Source organism: Roseomonas gilardii, from assembly GCF_001941945.1.
In the GTDB taxonomy this organism is placed as follows: Bacteria; Pseudomonadota; Alphaproteobacteria; order Acetobacterales; family Acetobacteraceae; genus Roseomonas.
The window spans coordinates 3,318,662-3,332,987 of the sequence record NZ_CP015583.1 but is presented as its reverse complement, the minus strand read 5'-3'; the positions used below and the strand labels follow the sequence as shown (position 1 = coordinate 3,332,987).

At 71.8% G+C, this 14,326-nt stretch carries 11 protein-coding genes; 6 read left to right on the top strand and 5 right to left on the bottom strand.

The genetic code is table 11. The features are described from left to right. The first annotated feature begins 107 nt into the window (after window positions 1-107). Window positions 108-1,520: a helix-turn-helix domain-containing protein gene (locus RGI145_RS15310; protein WP_027282841.1), complete on the top strand. Its 1,413-nt coding sequence runs from the start codon at window positions 108-110 to the stop codon at window positions 1,518-1,520. Between the two features lie 13 nt (window positions 1,521-1,533). On the opposite strand, the gene RGI145_RS15305 is transcribed toward RGI145_RS15310, so the two are convergent. Next, window positions 1,534-2,709, bottom strand: coding sequence for a DUF2125 domain-containing protein (locus tag RGI145_RS15305; protein WP_075799025.1), 1,176 nt, complete (start codon window positions 2,707-2,709; stop codon window positions 1,534-1,536). 112 nt (window positions 2,710-2,821) lie between these two features. On the opposite strand from RGI145_RS15305, the gene RGI145_RS15300 reads away from it, so the two are divergent. After that, window positions 2,822-3,508, top strand: a complete 687-nt coding sequence (locus RGI145_RS15300; RefSeq protein WP_237183090.1) for a gamma-glutamylcyclotransferase — start codon at window positions 2,822-2,824, stop codon at window positions 3,506-3,508. 302 nt (window positions 3,509-3,810) lie between these two features. Here the strand turns inward: RGI145_RS15300 and RGI145_RS15295 are convergent, their stop codons facing one another. From RGI145_RS15295 to RGI145_RS15280, 4 genes are all read right to left on the bottom strand, one after another. Next, a complete protein-coding gene (locus tag RGI145_RS15295; protein WP_083670796.1) occupies window positions 3,811-4,530 on the bottom strand; it encodes a lysophospholipid acyltransferase family protein in 720 nt (239 codons plus the stop codon). Then, a complete protein-coding gene (locus tag RGI145_RS15290; RefSeq protein WP_167668293.1) occupies window positions 4,527-5,159 on the bottom strand; it encodes a YdcF family protein in 633 nt (210 codons plus the stop codon). Before RGI145_RS15290 ends, RGI145_RS15295 begins: the two co-directional genes overlap by 4 nt. 85 nt (window positions 5,160-5,244) lie before the next feature. Then, window positions 5,245-6,192 carry a cell division protein FtsX gene (locus RGI145_RS15285; protein ID WP_083670793.1) on the bottom strand — a complete coding sequence of 316 codons (948 nt, stop codon included), beginning with the start codon at window positions 6,190-6,192 and terminating at the stop codon, window positions 5,245-5,247. Next, window positions 6,185-6,958 carry a cell division ATP-binding protein FtsE gene (locus RGI145_RS15280; protein WP_075799023.1) on the bottom strand — a complete coding sequence of 258 codons (774 nt, stop codon included), beginning with the start codon at window positions 6,956-6,958 and terminating at the stop codon, window positions 6,185-6,187. Before RGI145_RS15280 ends, RGI145_RS15285 begins: the two co-directional genes overlap by 8 nt. Before the next feature lie 59 nt (window positions 6,959-7,017). On the opposite strand from RGI145_RS15280, the gene RGI145_RS15275 reads away from it, so the two are divergent. From RGI145_RS15275 to glgA, 4 genes are all read left to right on the top strand, one after another. After that, a complete protein-coding gene (locus RGI145_RS15275) occupies window positions 7,018-7,656 on the top strand; it encodes a zinc-ribbon domain-containing protein (RefSeq protein ID WP_075799022.1) in 639 nt (212 codons plus the stop codon). Between the two features lie 212 nt (window positions 7,657-7,868). Continuing rightward, window positions 7,869-11,369, top strand: a complete 3,501-nt coding sequence (locus tag RGI145_RS15270; protein ID WP_075799021.1) for a PAS domain-containing protein — start codon at window positions 7,869-7,871, stop codon at window positions 11,367-11,369. A gap of 334 nt (window positions 11,370-11,703) precedes the next feature. After that, window positions 11,704-12,888: a glucose-1-phosphate adenylyltransferase gene (gene glgC, locus RGI145_RS15265; RefSeq protein ID WP_472509012.1), complete on the top strand. Its 1,185-nt coding sequence runs from the start codon at window positions 11,704-11,706 to the stop codon at window positions 12,886-12,888. Beyond that, window positions 12,888-14,324 (top strand): glycogen synthase GlgA, encoded by a 1,437-nt coding sequence (gene glgA, locus RGI145_RS15260; RefSeq protein WP_075799019.1) that lies wholly within the window; start codon window positions 12,888-12,890, stop codon window positions 14,322-14,324. The genes glgC and glgA overlap by 1 nt, the downstream gene beginning before the upstream one ends. Window positions 14,325-14,326: the final 2 nt, after the last annotated feature.

Genomic DNA, 14,326 nt, shown 5'->3' with positions numbered 1-14,326 from the left:
GAATTGACATTGCTCTCCGGCGCAAGCCACGCTTTCCTTGCTGTGCAACGGGCAAGCTGTGAAGAACTTCACTGTGAAGCCTGTAAATATGTAAGGTCTGTAAAAAAATGTCCCGGACCCTGATCGGTCCCACGATCCGCCGCCTGCGCCAGGAACGCGGCGTCACGCAGCAGGCGCTCTCCACGAGGCTGGGCATTTCCGCCAGCTACCTGAACCTGATCGAGCACGACCAGCGTGCCGTCACCGCCTCGCTCCTGCTCAAGCTGGCCGATGCCTTCGGCGTCGATCTCGCCGCCCTGTCCGGCCAGCGCGAGAAGCAGGTGGAAACGGGGCTGCGGGAGGTCCTGCGCGATCCGCTGCTGGGGCTGGAGGCCGTGCCGGAGGCCGAGTTCGCCACACTGGTCCAGGGCTCGCCCACGGCGGCCCGCGCCATGCTCGCGCTCTACCGCGCCTTGCGCGTGGCGCGAGAGGATGCCGGCGGCATCGCCCTGCCTTCGGGACGCCGGCTGATCCTGCCGACCGAGGAGGCGCGGGACTTCTTCCAGGACCGCGCCAACCACTTCCCCCCACTGGAGGAAGCCGCCGAGGCGATCGGCCGGGAGCTGGCCGATGGCGGCACCGATTCGGGCCATGCGATCGGCGAGCGGCTGCGGACCCGCCACGGCGTCTCGATCTTCGTCGGCCCCACCGAGGGGAACCTGCGCCACTACGACCCCGCCACCCGCAGGCTCGACCTGTCGGAGGATCTGACGCGCGAGAGCCGGGCCTTCCACCTCGCCTTCCAGCTCATGCTGCTGGAAGCGCGGGAGGCGGTGGAGGCCTGCCTCGCGCCACAGCCGCCCTCGACGCCGGAAGCCGCGAACCTGATCCGCATCGGCCTGCTGAACTACGCCGCCGCGGCGCTGCTGATGCCCTACGAGCCCTATCGCGCCGCCGCCGCCGAATTGCGCCATGACCTCGACCGCCTCGCCACCCGCTTCGGTGTCAGCTTCGAGCAGGCTGCCCAGCGCCTGACGACCCTGCAGCGGGAGGAGGCGCGTGGCCTGCCCTTCTTCTTCCTGCGCGTCGATCCGGCCGGGAATGTCGGCAAGCGCTTCTCCGCCGCCGGTTTCCCCTTCGCCCGCTTCGGCGGCTCCTGCCCGCGCTGGATCGTCCACAACGCTTTCGCCACGCCGGGCCGGCTGCGGGTGCAGGCGGTGGAACTGCCCGATGGTGCCGCCTTCCTCTGCATCGCCCGCACCGTGGAGGGCCGCGCGGCGCGCTGGGGCGAGCCGGTGCCCGTGCATGTGGTGGCGCTGGGCTGCGAGATCTCCCGCGCCGGGGAGGTGCTCTACGCCGATGGGCTGGACCTCGACCGCGCCCGTGTCGGCATCGGCCTCTCCTGCCGCCTCTGCGACCGGCCGGACTGCCGTTCCCGCGCCTTTCCGCCGCTCGCGCATCGCCTCGCCATGGACCCCAGCACCACCGGCTCCACCCCCTTCCGCTTCCGGCAGGAGGCAGAGCTTCCGGCGCCGGCCTGACGGCCGGGCGGTGCTACTCCTCGCTGTCGCGGTGGTCCGGCGGCACCGGCCAGACCAGTTCCGGCAGGCGCAGGACAGGCAGCCGCGCCAGCGAAAGCCGGCGGTCCTGGAGCGTGAGCGGCAACTCGATCTGAGGCGGTTCGCCCTCGGCGCCCGGCCGGGCGAGGAGCGCCGCCATGCGGGACGCGGTCTCGGCCGTGCGTGCGTCGATCACGCCGCCGGCGCCCAGCATCAACAGGGCCTCCTGCGCACCCACCAGGCGCACCGTGCCGGCGCCCATCGGCTGCAGCGATTCGTCCAGCGCCAGCGTCGCCGCGGCGGCCGCCGCGGCGGGACCCCAGCGCAGGGTCACGTCGCGCAGTTCCAGCACGCCGCCAGCATCCCGCCAGATTTCGGCACGCCGGGTCGGGATGCGGCCGACGGGCAGGGGGCCGGTCATGGAAGCGGTCAGCCCCGCCGATTCGATCCTCGGCCCCAGGGGCCAGCTTCGCCCCTGCGGCAGGGTGGGCAGGGTGATGCCTTGGCTCTGAACCGAAAGGGCAATGGCGCTCTCGCCCTCCGTGGCGCTGCTGCGCGTGTCCAGCGTGACATCCAGCCGGCGGATCTCCAGCCCGCCATCCGCGGCGGTGCCGGGCAGGCCCAGCCGCAGGCGCTCGGCCCGGAACTCGCCGCCGCGGGGCAGGACATCCGCCTGCAAGGGCAGCAGCCCGGTCAGCCGGTCCGCCGCAAAGGGCAGTTCCAGCGTACCCAGGCGCAGCCGCTGCGGCCCCTTGGGCTCGATGCGCAGCTCGTCCAGCCGTGGCAGCACGACCCGCAAGTCCAGGGCCGGCGAGCGCCAGTCGATCCCCCCCGGCAGCGTGGCATTGCCGCCGCTCAACCGGAAATCCGGCAGGTGCAGCGTGGCGGAGAAGGGCCATCCACCCCTTTGCGGCGTGCCGTACTCCACCCGCCAGCCCTGCGCGCGGCGGCTCTGCGCCCAGGCGGTGAAGCCTTCCTCCAGCCGCCCGCCCATCCAGTGCCAGAGCATGGCATGGGCGGCGGCCAGCCCGGCCAGCAGCACGGTCAGCCCCAGCAGCAGCGGCGCGGGCCGCAGCCGGCGGCGCCGGGCGGAGCGGCGTCCCGAAGCGCGCTCCGGAGGGGACTGGGCGCTCCGCCCGCCTCCGGCTCTGGTGTCCTGGCCATCGGCCATCCGCGCGGGGGCATCCGGTCCTGCCTGGGAAGCCTGCCATGTGCCTGGCGCGGGCGCGCCGTTCTTCTCGGTATCCACGCCAACCGCTATAGCGCGCCCCCCGGCCGACCGCATGACCCCTGACCCCTCCGCAGCCCCCGAAGGCACCCGAAGCCCACCGGAAACCGAGCCGCCGCCCGTCCTGGACGAGGCGCTGCTGGACGCGGATGGTTCGCTCTACGTCTTCGCCTATGGCTCGCTCATCTGGAAGCCGGGCTTCGCGGTGGACGGGACGCACCCGGCCCTGCTGCGCGGCTACCATCGCCGCTTCTGCATCCGCTCCACCCGCTATCGCGGCACGCCGGAACGCCCGGGCCTGGTGCTGGGCCTCGACCGGGGCGGCGCCTGCCGGGGCGTGGCGCTGCGCGTCGTCCGGAGCCGGGCGGCGGAGGTTCTGGACTATCTCCACGAACGCGAGATGTCCGGCGGCTCCTACCACCAGATGCGCCTGAAGGTCCGGCTTCTGGACGAGGGGCGCGATGTGCGGGCGGTGGCCTATGTGGTGGACCGCCGGTCGGACACCTACTGCGCCGGGCTGGGTCCGGACGAGGCGGCGCACGCCATCGGCCTCGGGATCGGGGCGATGGGCAGCAACCGTGACTATCTGCTCAACACCGTATCGCAACTCCGGGCCCTGGGGGTCAGGGATGCGGCACTGGAAAGGCTGGCCGACCTGCTGCCGCCGGCCGGGGCGGTGCCTGGCACGGCCTTCGGTGAGGCGAAGCCTGGGGAAAAGCCGGACCGGGAAAACCGAGGCTGAAAAAACCCAATCGCCACGCAGCTTTCCGCAGAGTTGTCCACAGGTTCGGGCGGAGTCGTCCCCAGCGCCGGGCTGGTTTGCGCCCCCTTGCCCACAATGGGCTGGGGATAGCCTGTGCCTGCCGTTAAAGCGTTGAAATAAAAAGAAGAAGAACAAAGGGCGCTCAAGGCCCGATGCATCAAAACCGTGGTTTGGCAAGCCCTTGACGCGTGGTGATGGTGGCGCATGACAGGATCGCCCCGCAGCTCTTCCACCAAATTATCCACAGATGCGTGTTGACAGCCGCCCGTTCGACATCCCCGTCAGGGCCCGGGGGGCGGGTGTCCCCCAGGCAACGCGGCCGAAGCGGTTTCCACGTCATCCTCCAGCCGCCGCATCAGCTCGGCGCGGGGCAGGCCGGGCGGCAGGGCAGGGAGGATCGCCAGGGTGATGGTTCCCGGCCGTTTGGCGAAGGAGCGGCGTCCCCAGAAACGCCCGCTGTCGGTGGCTGCCGGCACCACCGGCAGGCCTGTGGCGGAAGCAAGCGCCGCCACGCCCGGCTGCCAGGGCACGCGTTCGCCCGGCGCGGTGCGGGTGCCTTCCGGAAAGATCACCAGCTGCGCCCCGTCCCGCTCGGCGAATTCGCGCGACTGCCGCACCATGGATTTCAGGGCCGTGGCGCCGCCGGCGCGGTCCACCCCCACCGAGCCGAAGCGGCGCGCCAGCGCGCCCCAGCCCGGCAGGCGCAGCAATTCCTGCTTCATGACATAGACCGGATGGGGCAGCAGGGTCAGCCAGACGAAGGTGTCGAAGGCCGACTGGTGCTTGGACGCGACGATGCAGGGGCCGGCCGGGATGTTCTCCAGCCCCGTCACCCGCACCCGCATGCCGCAGATCAGCTCCATCCAGCGCAGCACCCAGCGAGTCCAGCCGCGCACGAAGGGCCGCGTCATGCGCCGGGGCAGCATCAGGCCGATCCAGGGGAAGACGGCCATCGAGAAGAGGAAGAGCGCGTTGAACAGCGCGGAGCGCAAGGCGATCAAGGGTCCGGCTCCGAGCGGCCATAGGCGGAAAGGCCGGCGAGGGCGCCGGCGAATTTCAGGTACTCCCGCAGCATGGCCGGGGGCCGGGCACGGGCGGGAGCGACGGGATAAGGGATCAACCGGGTATCCGGCAACTCCCGCCGTATCTCCAGTAGGGCGCGCGGCATGTGGAAGCCCGCGGTGACCACCGCCAATGTCCCGATCCCGTGCCCCCGCGCCCAGGCGGCGATTTCCCGCGCATTGCCGCGCGTGCTGCGGGCCGTGTGCCCCAGGGTGATCCGGTCCAGATAGGGCCAGGGCTCCACGCTGACCTCGTGCGCAAGGGCCGCGATATCCGTGTTCCGCCCGACGCCCGAGATGATCAGCGGCGCGCCCGGATCGGCGGCCGCCAGGCGCAACCCGGTTTCGACCCGGTCGGGGCCGCCGGTCAGCACCGCGATTCCCGTCCCCTCCGGCAATCGGGGCGGCGGCGGTACGGAGGCGGCATCCAGGAACCAGGCATAGCCCGCCCCGATGGCCAACGAGACGGCAAGGAGCAGGGCGAAGGCGCCGCGCCGCAGCAGCCGGCGCCCGGTGAAGGCCCGGCGCAAGGCCGGCGTGAGGGTCCGCAGACGCGGCGGGAGGTTCACGGCACCATCCCGGCAGGGGCCCGGCAGCACGGGTTCTTCACCGGGCCCCGCCCATGCAGGGACCGTCCCGGCCTGGTTGCCCCGGTCACGGCAGGCGGCGCAGCCATCGGCGCACGGTGGCCTGGGCGGTCAGCCATCCGATCAGCGCGGCGGCGAAAGGCAGGATCAGCAGCCCGGTCCAGGGCAGGCTTCCCCAGGGGAGCCCACCCCAGGAAAGACCGGTCACCGGAACAGCGGCACCAGGAATGGCGCCCCGCGGCCCACCGACGCCACCCCCGCCCATGAAGGGGGCGGCGAGCCGCGCCAGCGCCATCAGGGCCGGGGCGGCCAGCACTGTCCCAAATAGAGCCCCGCTCGCGGCCAACCCGGCCACCCTTGCCGCGAAGCGCCCCGCGATGGCGCCATGCGTGGCGCCCAGGTCATGCAGGATGCCGATCGCCTCTCGCCGCGCCGCCAGGCCGGCCCGCGTCGCCACCGCTACCACCGCCGCCGAGACCCCGGCCACCAGCGCCAGCACCGCAAAGGCCATGCCCTCCACGCTGCGCGCCAGGACGGCGAGGCGGGCGACCCAGATACCATGCGATTCCATCTCGGCCCGGGGCACCTTCTGGGCCAGCAGCCCGGCCAGCGCCTCGGGATCGCCATCCCCATCGCCCCAGGGATCGCGCAGGTGCACCTCGATCACCCCCGGCAGGGCCAGCGGGAAGGAGGCGGCGGAGGACTGCCCCAGCCAGGGCCGCAGCAGCGCCGCCATCCGCTCCGGGTCCACCGTTTCCGCCGAGGCGACCTCCGGCGAGGCGCGGAGCACGGACAGCGCCGCCGCCATGCGCTCCGGCGTGGGGTCGGGCACCTGCGCCGTCACCGCCGCCGCCGCCCCGTACTGCCAGCGCTCGGCCAGGGCTGCCGCGCCATGCGCCCCGGCCAGGGCCAGGGCGGCGAGCAGCGCCATGGCTGCCACCAGCCCGGGCAGCAGCTTGCTCGACAGCGCCCGGCGCAAGCCAAGCGGATCGCGGGAGCGCCGGCGCTCAGCCATGCGGCGCCTCCTCATCCTCGTCGAGCCCGTCTTCCCCGGCCTCCGGCTGCTCGGTCCAGGCGTCGTAGGCGTCCAGCTCGCCCTGGTCGTGGCCGGTGAAATGCACCAGCCGCCCGCGCGAGAGGGTCATGACCGGCGCCGGGAAAGCCTCCACCAGCTCCTGGGAATGGGTCGCCACCACCACGGTGGTGCCCAGGCGGTTCATCTCGTTCAGCAGGGCCAGGGTGCGGTGTGCCTGGCGCGGATCGAGGTTGCCGGTCGGCTCGTCCGCCACCAGCAGTTCCGGCCGCGCCACCACCGCCCGGGCGATGGCCACGCGCTGCTGCTCGCCGCCGGAGAGCTGCTCCGGCAGCGAATCCGTCCGGTGGCCGAGGCCGACCCAGCGCAGGATCTCCGTCACATCGGCCCGCAGCGAGGATTCGGAGCGACCGGCCAGGCGGAGCGGCAGGGCCACGTTGTCGAAGGCGCTCAGATAGGGAAGCAGCCGGTAGTCCTGGAAGACCGAGCCGATTCGGCGTCGCAGGGCGGGCAGGGCGGTGCGGCGCGCGCGCGACAGGCGCACGCCCAGGATCTCGACCTCGCCCGCGCTGGGGCGCAGCCCGCATTGCATGAGGCGGAGAAGGGTGGTCTTTCCCGCCCCCGATTCGCCGGTGAGCCAGGTGAAGGAGCCCGCGGGCAGGAAGAAACGCAGACCATGCAGGGCCTCCTTTCCGGTTCCTCCATTCGGGTCCGGGTAGCGGAGGGTCGCATCACTGAAGCGCACCATGGGGGCAGGGTGTGCCACGCGTGCCCGCATGAGGCTAGGATCGCTCCGAGGGAGTTCGCATGCGTATCGTTTGTCCCGGCTGCGAGGCGGCCTACGAGGTGCCGGAGGCGATGTTGTCGCCCGGACGCACGGTGCGCTGCGCCCGTTGCGGCCGGGACTGGCTCCCCTTGCCGGAACAGGGCCAGGCCGCCGCCGTGGTGGAGGAAGACATCCCGGCCGCTCCACCGGCCGAGCCTCCGGCCAGGGAGCTTGCGGCGGAGGCTCAGGACCCCGTCATGGCCATGGTGGCCGAACCCGGCGAGCCACGGCCGGAAGGTGGTGACGCACCGGCGGAGGAATCGCCCGGCGATGGCCCGATCCAGGCCATCGGGACGCCTCACCCGGATCGGCCTGCCAGCGCCCTGGAGGCCGACCCCGCCCTGGCCCTGGAGGAGCCACCCCCCCGGTCGGCGCCGCAGGAGCACGCTTCTGCCCTGGCGGAGGAGTGGGAGCGCCCGCCGCGCGAGGGGATCGTGGTACCGCCGCGCCCTGTTCCACCCGTCACGCGCCCCGAGCCTGGCCCCAGCCTGGTTCTGGCCTGGACGCTCTCGATCCTCGTCCTGCTCGCCGTGGTGGCGGCTCTGCTGATCTGGCGGGGGGAGATCGCCATCGCCTGGCCGCCGTCGCAATGGTTCTACCGTGCCCTTGGCCTCGCCTGACGCGCCCCTGCGCGGGATAGTGGCCGCCGCTCCCTTGCCCGGCCGCCCCGCGCCTGCCTGCCTTCCCTCCACCTCCGGACAGGGGCACGCGCTCTTCGGCAGGCTTCCGGCGGGCCGCGAAGTGCGGTTCCATGCGGCCGGTCAGCGGGCCAGCCGGTTCCATGTCACCTGAAGTGCCCACCGAAGCGCCCCTGGCCGGACGGGGACCGCGGATGCCACGTCCGGCCGGGCGCCGGCTCTATGGCATGCGCCGCCACCTGCTGCTGGTGGTCGCCTGCACGGTGCTGCCCTTCGCGTTCTATGCCGTCTGGGCCATGGCCAGCCTGCACAGCCGCGACATGCGGCGCACGGCCTCCGACCTAATCACCAGCGTCTGCGCGCTGGCGGTGGTGCCGGATCAGGTCTTCGCGCTGGGTGAGGCACGGTTGCGCGAATTGCTCGCCGCTGCGCAGTTTCCGGCATCGTTCCCGGCCGGTTCCCCGGACACCGCGTCCGCCCTCGCGGCCCTGCGCGCCACCCCGCCGGCACAGACCCTGGCGCGGATGGGCAGCCTGCGCTTCTACAATGCCCGGGGGCGCGACATCGAGGCGCTGTCCCCTGCTGCCCAGGCCGATCCCGTTCCCGAAAGCTGGCGCCAGGCCCTGATGCGCGTGGCGCGCGACGGACAGGCCGAGGTGACCGATTTGCTGGACCGCCGGGTGGGCATCCTGGTCCCGGCCCCGTCCGGCCTGCCCTTTGCCGTCACGGCGCTCTGGCTGGCGCCCGAGACCCTGAGTGGCGCGCTGCGGCAGCGCCTGATGCAGAAGGATTGGACCGCCACCCTGATGGACCGGCACGGGGTCGTGGTTGCCCGCACCCATGGCGGCGAGGAGATGATCGGTCGCCCGGCCCCGCCGGAGATCGTGGCCGGCCTCGCCCGGGCGCCGGAAGGTGTCCTGCCCTATGTCCGGAACCAGGAAGGTGTGATGGCCATCATGGCGTGGTCGCGTCTCGCCACGGAGGACTATTCGCTCGCCCTGTCGATGCCCCGTGCCTTCTTCTATCAGGGGATGCTGCGGGACTACCTGCCCGCCGCTGGGGTGGCGCTTCTGCTGCTGGCCGGAAGCCTGTTGCTGACCTTGCGGATCACGCGCCGCATCCGCGACGCGCTGGGCCTGCTGGCCGACCAGGGTCGATCCGGCGCCGTGCTGGCGCTGCCCACGGGAATCCGGGAGATCGCCGAGGTCTCGGCCGCACTCAGCGTCGCGGCCGTGGAGCGGGAAGCGGTGACCGCCGCCCTGCGGGCCCAGGAAGCCCGCTACCGCGCCCTGGTGGAGGCCAGCAGCGAGCTGGTCTGGATCGCCGATCCCTCGGGCCGGCTCCTGCCGGAAGGAGCCGAGGCCTGGGCGCGCCTCACCGGCCTGCCAGTGGAGCGGCTGCGACGAAGCGGCTGGTTCGAGGCCCTGCATCCGGACGACCGCAGCGTGGCGGATGCGCTCTGGCACGCCTCGCTGGCCAGCCGGCGCCCCTATGGCGGCGAATGGCGCATCCGGCGCGCCCTGCCGGCGGGCGACGAGGAGGCGGGCCGGGAGAAGCGGCTCCATGGCTGGTTCTCGGTGCGGGCGGTGCCGCTCATCGAGGCTGGCGGCCGGGTGCGGGAATGGGTGGGCCTGCTGGAGGACGTGACCGAGGCGCGCGCCGCCTCCCGCGCCCTGACCGAGAGCGAAACCCGGCTGCGCCTCGCGGTGGAGGGCGACGGGCTTGGCACCTGGGACCTCGACCTGCGAAAGCAGGGGGGCACGCTGTCGCCCGTGGCGGCCCAGTTGCTCGGCGTCACGGCCCCGGGCGGCAGGATCCTCGCCGCCGACTGGATAGCGGCGACGTACCCGGAGGACCGGGAACGGATCGGCGCGGCCTGGCAGGGAATGTCGCGCGAGGGCGATACCTTTGCCGTGGATTTCCGGCCCCTGCGCCCCGCGCCCGACGGTGGCGAGGTCTGGCTGGAGGGCCGCGCCCGCGTGCTGCGCAACGAGGATGGCCGGGCGGTGCGGCTCGTCGGGGTTCTGCGCGACATCACCGATCGCATCCGGGCCGCGGATGCACTTCGGGAAAGCGAGGCCCGGTTCCGCACCATGGCGGAGGTCCTGCCGCAGATCATCTGGACCTGCCGGCCGGACGGGAATCTCGATTACCTCAACAGCCGCTGGTACGAGTTCACGGGACAGACGCCGGAGCAGATCGACGAGGAGGCCTGGCGCCGGGTGCTGCATCCCGAGGATTGCGAGCATGCCCTCAGCCTGTGGCGATACAGCCTGGAAACGGGCGAGGACTACAGCATCGAGATGCGCTTCCTGGGCCGGGACGGTGCCTATCACTGGTTCCTGGTCCGGGCGCTGGCCCAGCGCGATGCATCGGGCCGCATCCTGCGCTGGCTCGGCTCCAGCACGGGGATCGACGAGATCGTGGCGGCGCGCGAAGACCGCGCGCGGCAGGCGGCGCGGCTGGAGCAGCTGGTCGCGGAACGCACGGCGGCCCTGACCGAAAGCGAACGTCGCCTGGCGCAGGCGCAGAAGATGGAGGCGCTGGGTCGCCTCGCCGGCGGTGTCGCGCATGACGTGAACAACGTGCTGCAGGCGGTGCTGGGGGGCGCGCGGCTGATGGCGCTGCGGGCCGAGGAGCCGGCGAGCGTGCGGCGCCTCGCCCGACTGGTCTCGGAACAGGCGGAACGGGGCGGCGCGGTGACCCGGCGCCTGCTGAGCTTCGCGCGGCAGGGCGAGCTGCGGGCGGAGCCGCAGGATGTCGGCCTCCTGCTGACCGAACTGCGGGAAGTGCTGCTGCACACGCTGGGTGGCCGCGTCTCGATCACCCTGGCGGTCGATCCCGCCCTGCCGCCGGTGCTCGCCGACCGCGCGCAACTGGAGACGGTGCTGGTCAACCTCACCGCCAATGCCCGGGATGCCATGCCGGATGGCGGCATGATCCGGCTTTCGGCCGAGGCGCTGGAACTGCCGGGCGCGGCCGGGGCCTCGCCCGCGCTGAAGCCCGGGCGCTATCTGCGTCTGCGTGTTGCCGACCATGGCATGGGCATGGCGCCGGAGGTGCTGAACCGCGTCACCGAGCCTTTCTTCACCACCAAGCCGGTAGGGGAGGGGACCGGTCTGGGCCTGGCCATGGCACGCGGCTTCGCGGAGCAGTCGGGTGGGGCGCTGGAGATCGACAGCCGGCTCGGAAAGGGCACCGTGATCTCCCTTTGGCTGCCGTGTGCGGAGGGCCGGGTGGAGCAGGCCACCGCGGCGCGGCCGGCTCCGCAGGACGCGCCCTGCCGCATCCTGCTGGTGGATGACGAACCGATGGTGCGGGACGTACTGGCCGAGACCCTGTCGGATGCGGGCCACAGCCTCGTCTGCGCCGAGGGGCCCGCCGAGGCCCTGCGGCGTCTGCGGGGGGGAGAGCGGCCGGACCTGCTGGTCACGGATTTCGCCATGCCGGGCGGCATGACCGGGCTCGACCTGTTGCGGGCCGTCCGTGACATCCTGCCCGGCCTGCCAGCACTGCTGGTCACCGGCTATGCCGAAAGCGACACCGTGGCCGGCGTGGCCGAGGCCATGGAGAACGGGCCGCTGCTGCTGCTCCACAAACCGGTGTCCGGCACGATGCTGCTGGAAGCCGTGGCCACGGCCATGGGTGGGCCGCGCAGGGCCGGACGGGTGGGGATGGAGCCCGCCTCGGATTAGGCGGCGTCGAGGGACTGCGGCCGCAATCCAGGCGCGAGGACCGTTCGGATCTTTCTTCCTTCCGGTGCGCTGCGGCCGGCCGCACGCCGGAAAGCGGCCGCCTTATCCGCATTTCCTGCCTCCGAAGCCGCCGCGCACGGAAAATTAAGCGCGGCCGGGCAGAGACTTGCGGCCACGTGCATGTGACATTCGCTTCGCGCGCCATACCGGACGTGCACGAGGAAGCGTCGTCGAAGGGAGTCACCCATCCATGCCTCTACGGCCGCATGCAGGATCCCCGCTCGCGCGTCAGGCGATGGCCTATGTCCTGGCGGGCGGACGAGGAAGTCGGCTGATGGAGCTGACCGACCGGCGCGCCAAGCCGGCCGTCTATTTCGGCGCCAAGTCCCGCATCATCGACTTCGCCCTGTCGAACGCCATCAATTCCGGCATCCGCCGCATCGGCGTGGCGACGCAGTACAAGGCGCACAGCCTGATCCGGCATCTCCAGCGCGGCTGGAACTTCATGCGGCCGGAACGCAACGAGAGCTTCGACATCCTGCCGGCCAGCCAGCGTGTCTCGGAGAGCGCCTGGTACGCCGGCACCGCCGACGCGGTGTACCAGAACCTGGACATCATCGAGAGCTATGGCACGCGCTATATCGTCCTGCTCGCCGGCGACCACGTCTACAAGATGGACTACGAGAAGATGCTGCGGCAGCACTGCGAGAGCGGTGCCGACGTCACCGTGGGCTGCATCGAGGTGCCGCGCATGGAGGCGACGGGCTTCGGCGTGATGCATGTGGACGAGAACGACCGCATCATCTCCTTCCTGGAGAAGCCCAAGGACCCGCCCGCCATGCCGGACAATCCGGAGATGGCGCTGGCCAGCATGGGTATCTACGTCTTCGAGACCTCTTTCCTCGCCGACCAGTTGCGGCGTGACGCGGCGGACCCGGCTTCGGAGCATGACTTCGGCAAGGACATCATCCCCTATCTGGTGAAGCACGGTACGGCTGTGGCGCACCGCTTCGCCGAATCCTGCGTCCGCTCCAGCGATCAGGCCGAGGCCTATTGGCGCGACGTCGGCACGGTGGATGCCTATTGGCAGGCGAATGTGGATCTGACCGACGTGGTGCCGGCGCTTGACCTCTACGACCATGAATGGCCGATCTGGACCTACAGCGAGCTGACGCCACCGGCGAAGTTCGTCCATGACGATGACGACCGGCGCGGCCAGGCGATGGATTCCCTGATCTCGGGCGGCTGCATCGTGTCCGGCACGCTGGTGCGCAAATCACTGATCTTCCCCAACGTGCACGTGCATTCCTATGGGGAGATCGAGAGTTCCGTGATCCTTCCCCGTTGCGACATCGGACGCCACGCGCGGCTGCGCAACGTCGTCATCGACAGCGAGGTCCGTATCCCGGAAGGGCTCGTGGTCGGCGAGGACCCTGAACTCGACGCGCAGCGCTTCCGCCGGACCGACAAGGGCATCTGCCTGATCACCCAGCCGATGATCGACCGGCTGTCCGCCTGATGCCCTCTGTCCTGTCGGTGGCCTCGGAGGCCTATCCGCTGATCAAGACCGGCGGGCTGGCCGATGTCGCGGGCGCGCTGCCGGCGGCCCTGGCACGAGAGGGCTTCGCCGCCCGCACGCTGCTGCCTGGCTACCCCGCCGTGCTGCGGCGGCTGGAGGGCGGGGAGGTCGCGGCGGAACTGCCGGATCTCTTCGGCGGTCCGGCCCGGCTGCTGTCGGGGCGGGCGGGGGCGCTGGACGTGCTGGCGATCGAGGCGCCGCATCTCTATGGGCGCGAGGGCAACCCCTATGCCGGGCCGGAAGGCGACTGGCCCGACAACGCCCAGCGCTTCGCCGCGCTGGGCCGCGTGGCCGAGCGCCTGGCGCGGGGCCTGCTGCCCGCCTTCACGCCCGATATCGTCCATGCGCATGACTGGCAGGCAGGCCTCGTCCCGGCCTATCTCCATTACGGCGAAGGGCGCCGCCCCGGCACCGTGATGACGGTGCACAACCTTGCTTTCCAGGGGCAGTTCCCGCCCCACCTCCTGGCGGAGCTGGACCTGCCGCCGGAAGCCTGGTCGATCGACGGGGTCGAATATTACGGGGCCATCGGCTTCCTGAAGGCCGGGCTCTACTTCGCCGACCGGATCACAACGGTCTCGCCCAGCTATGCCGCCGAGATCCGCACGCCTGAAGGCGGCATGGGGCTCGACGGCCTGCTTCGCTCGCGCGGGACGGATGTCTCCGGCATCCTGAACGGCATCGACGAGACGGTCTGGAACCCTGCCGCCGACCCCCTGCTGACTGCGCCCTATGACCGGGAGCATCCGGAGCGACGGGCCGCGAACAAGGCCGCCCTGCAGGCGGCAATGGGGCTGGATGTGGATGCCTCGGCGCCACTGCTGGGCGTGGTCAGCCGGCTGACCTGGCAGAAGGGGATGGACCTCGTCCTCGCCGCTTTGCCGGCGCTGACCGAGGGCGGCATGCAACTCGCCCTGCTGGGTGCGGGCGATAAACCGCTGGAGGAAGGCTTCCTTTCCGCGGCCGGAGCCTGGCCCGGGCGGGTGGGCGCCGTACTCGGCTATGACGAGGCCCTGGCGCACCGCATCCAGGCGGGTTGCGACGCGCTGCTGGTGCCCTCGCGCTTCGAGCCCTGCGGCCTCACGCAGCTCTGCGCGCTGCGCTACGGCGCCCTGCCGCTGGTCTCGCGGGTCGGCGGACTGGCCGACACGGTGATCGACGCCAACGAGGCGGCATTGGCGGCCGGTGTGGCGAACGGCCTGCAATTCGCGCCGACGACGCGGGAGGCGCTGGAACTGGCCCTCGCCCGCCTTGGCGCCCTGTGGCAGGACCGTGCCGCCTGGGGGCGGATGCAGGGCAATGCCATGGCGGCAGATGTGGGCTGGTCCCGCCCGGCCCGCCAGTACGCGGCGCTGTACCGCGAGATCATGCGGTAGGG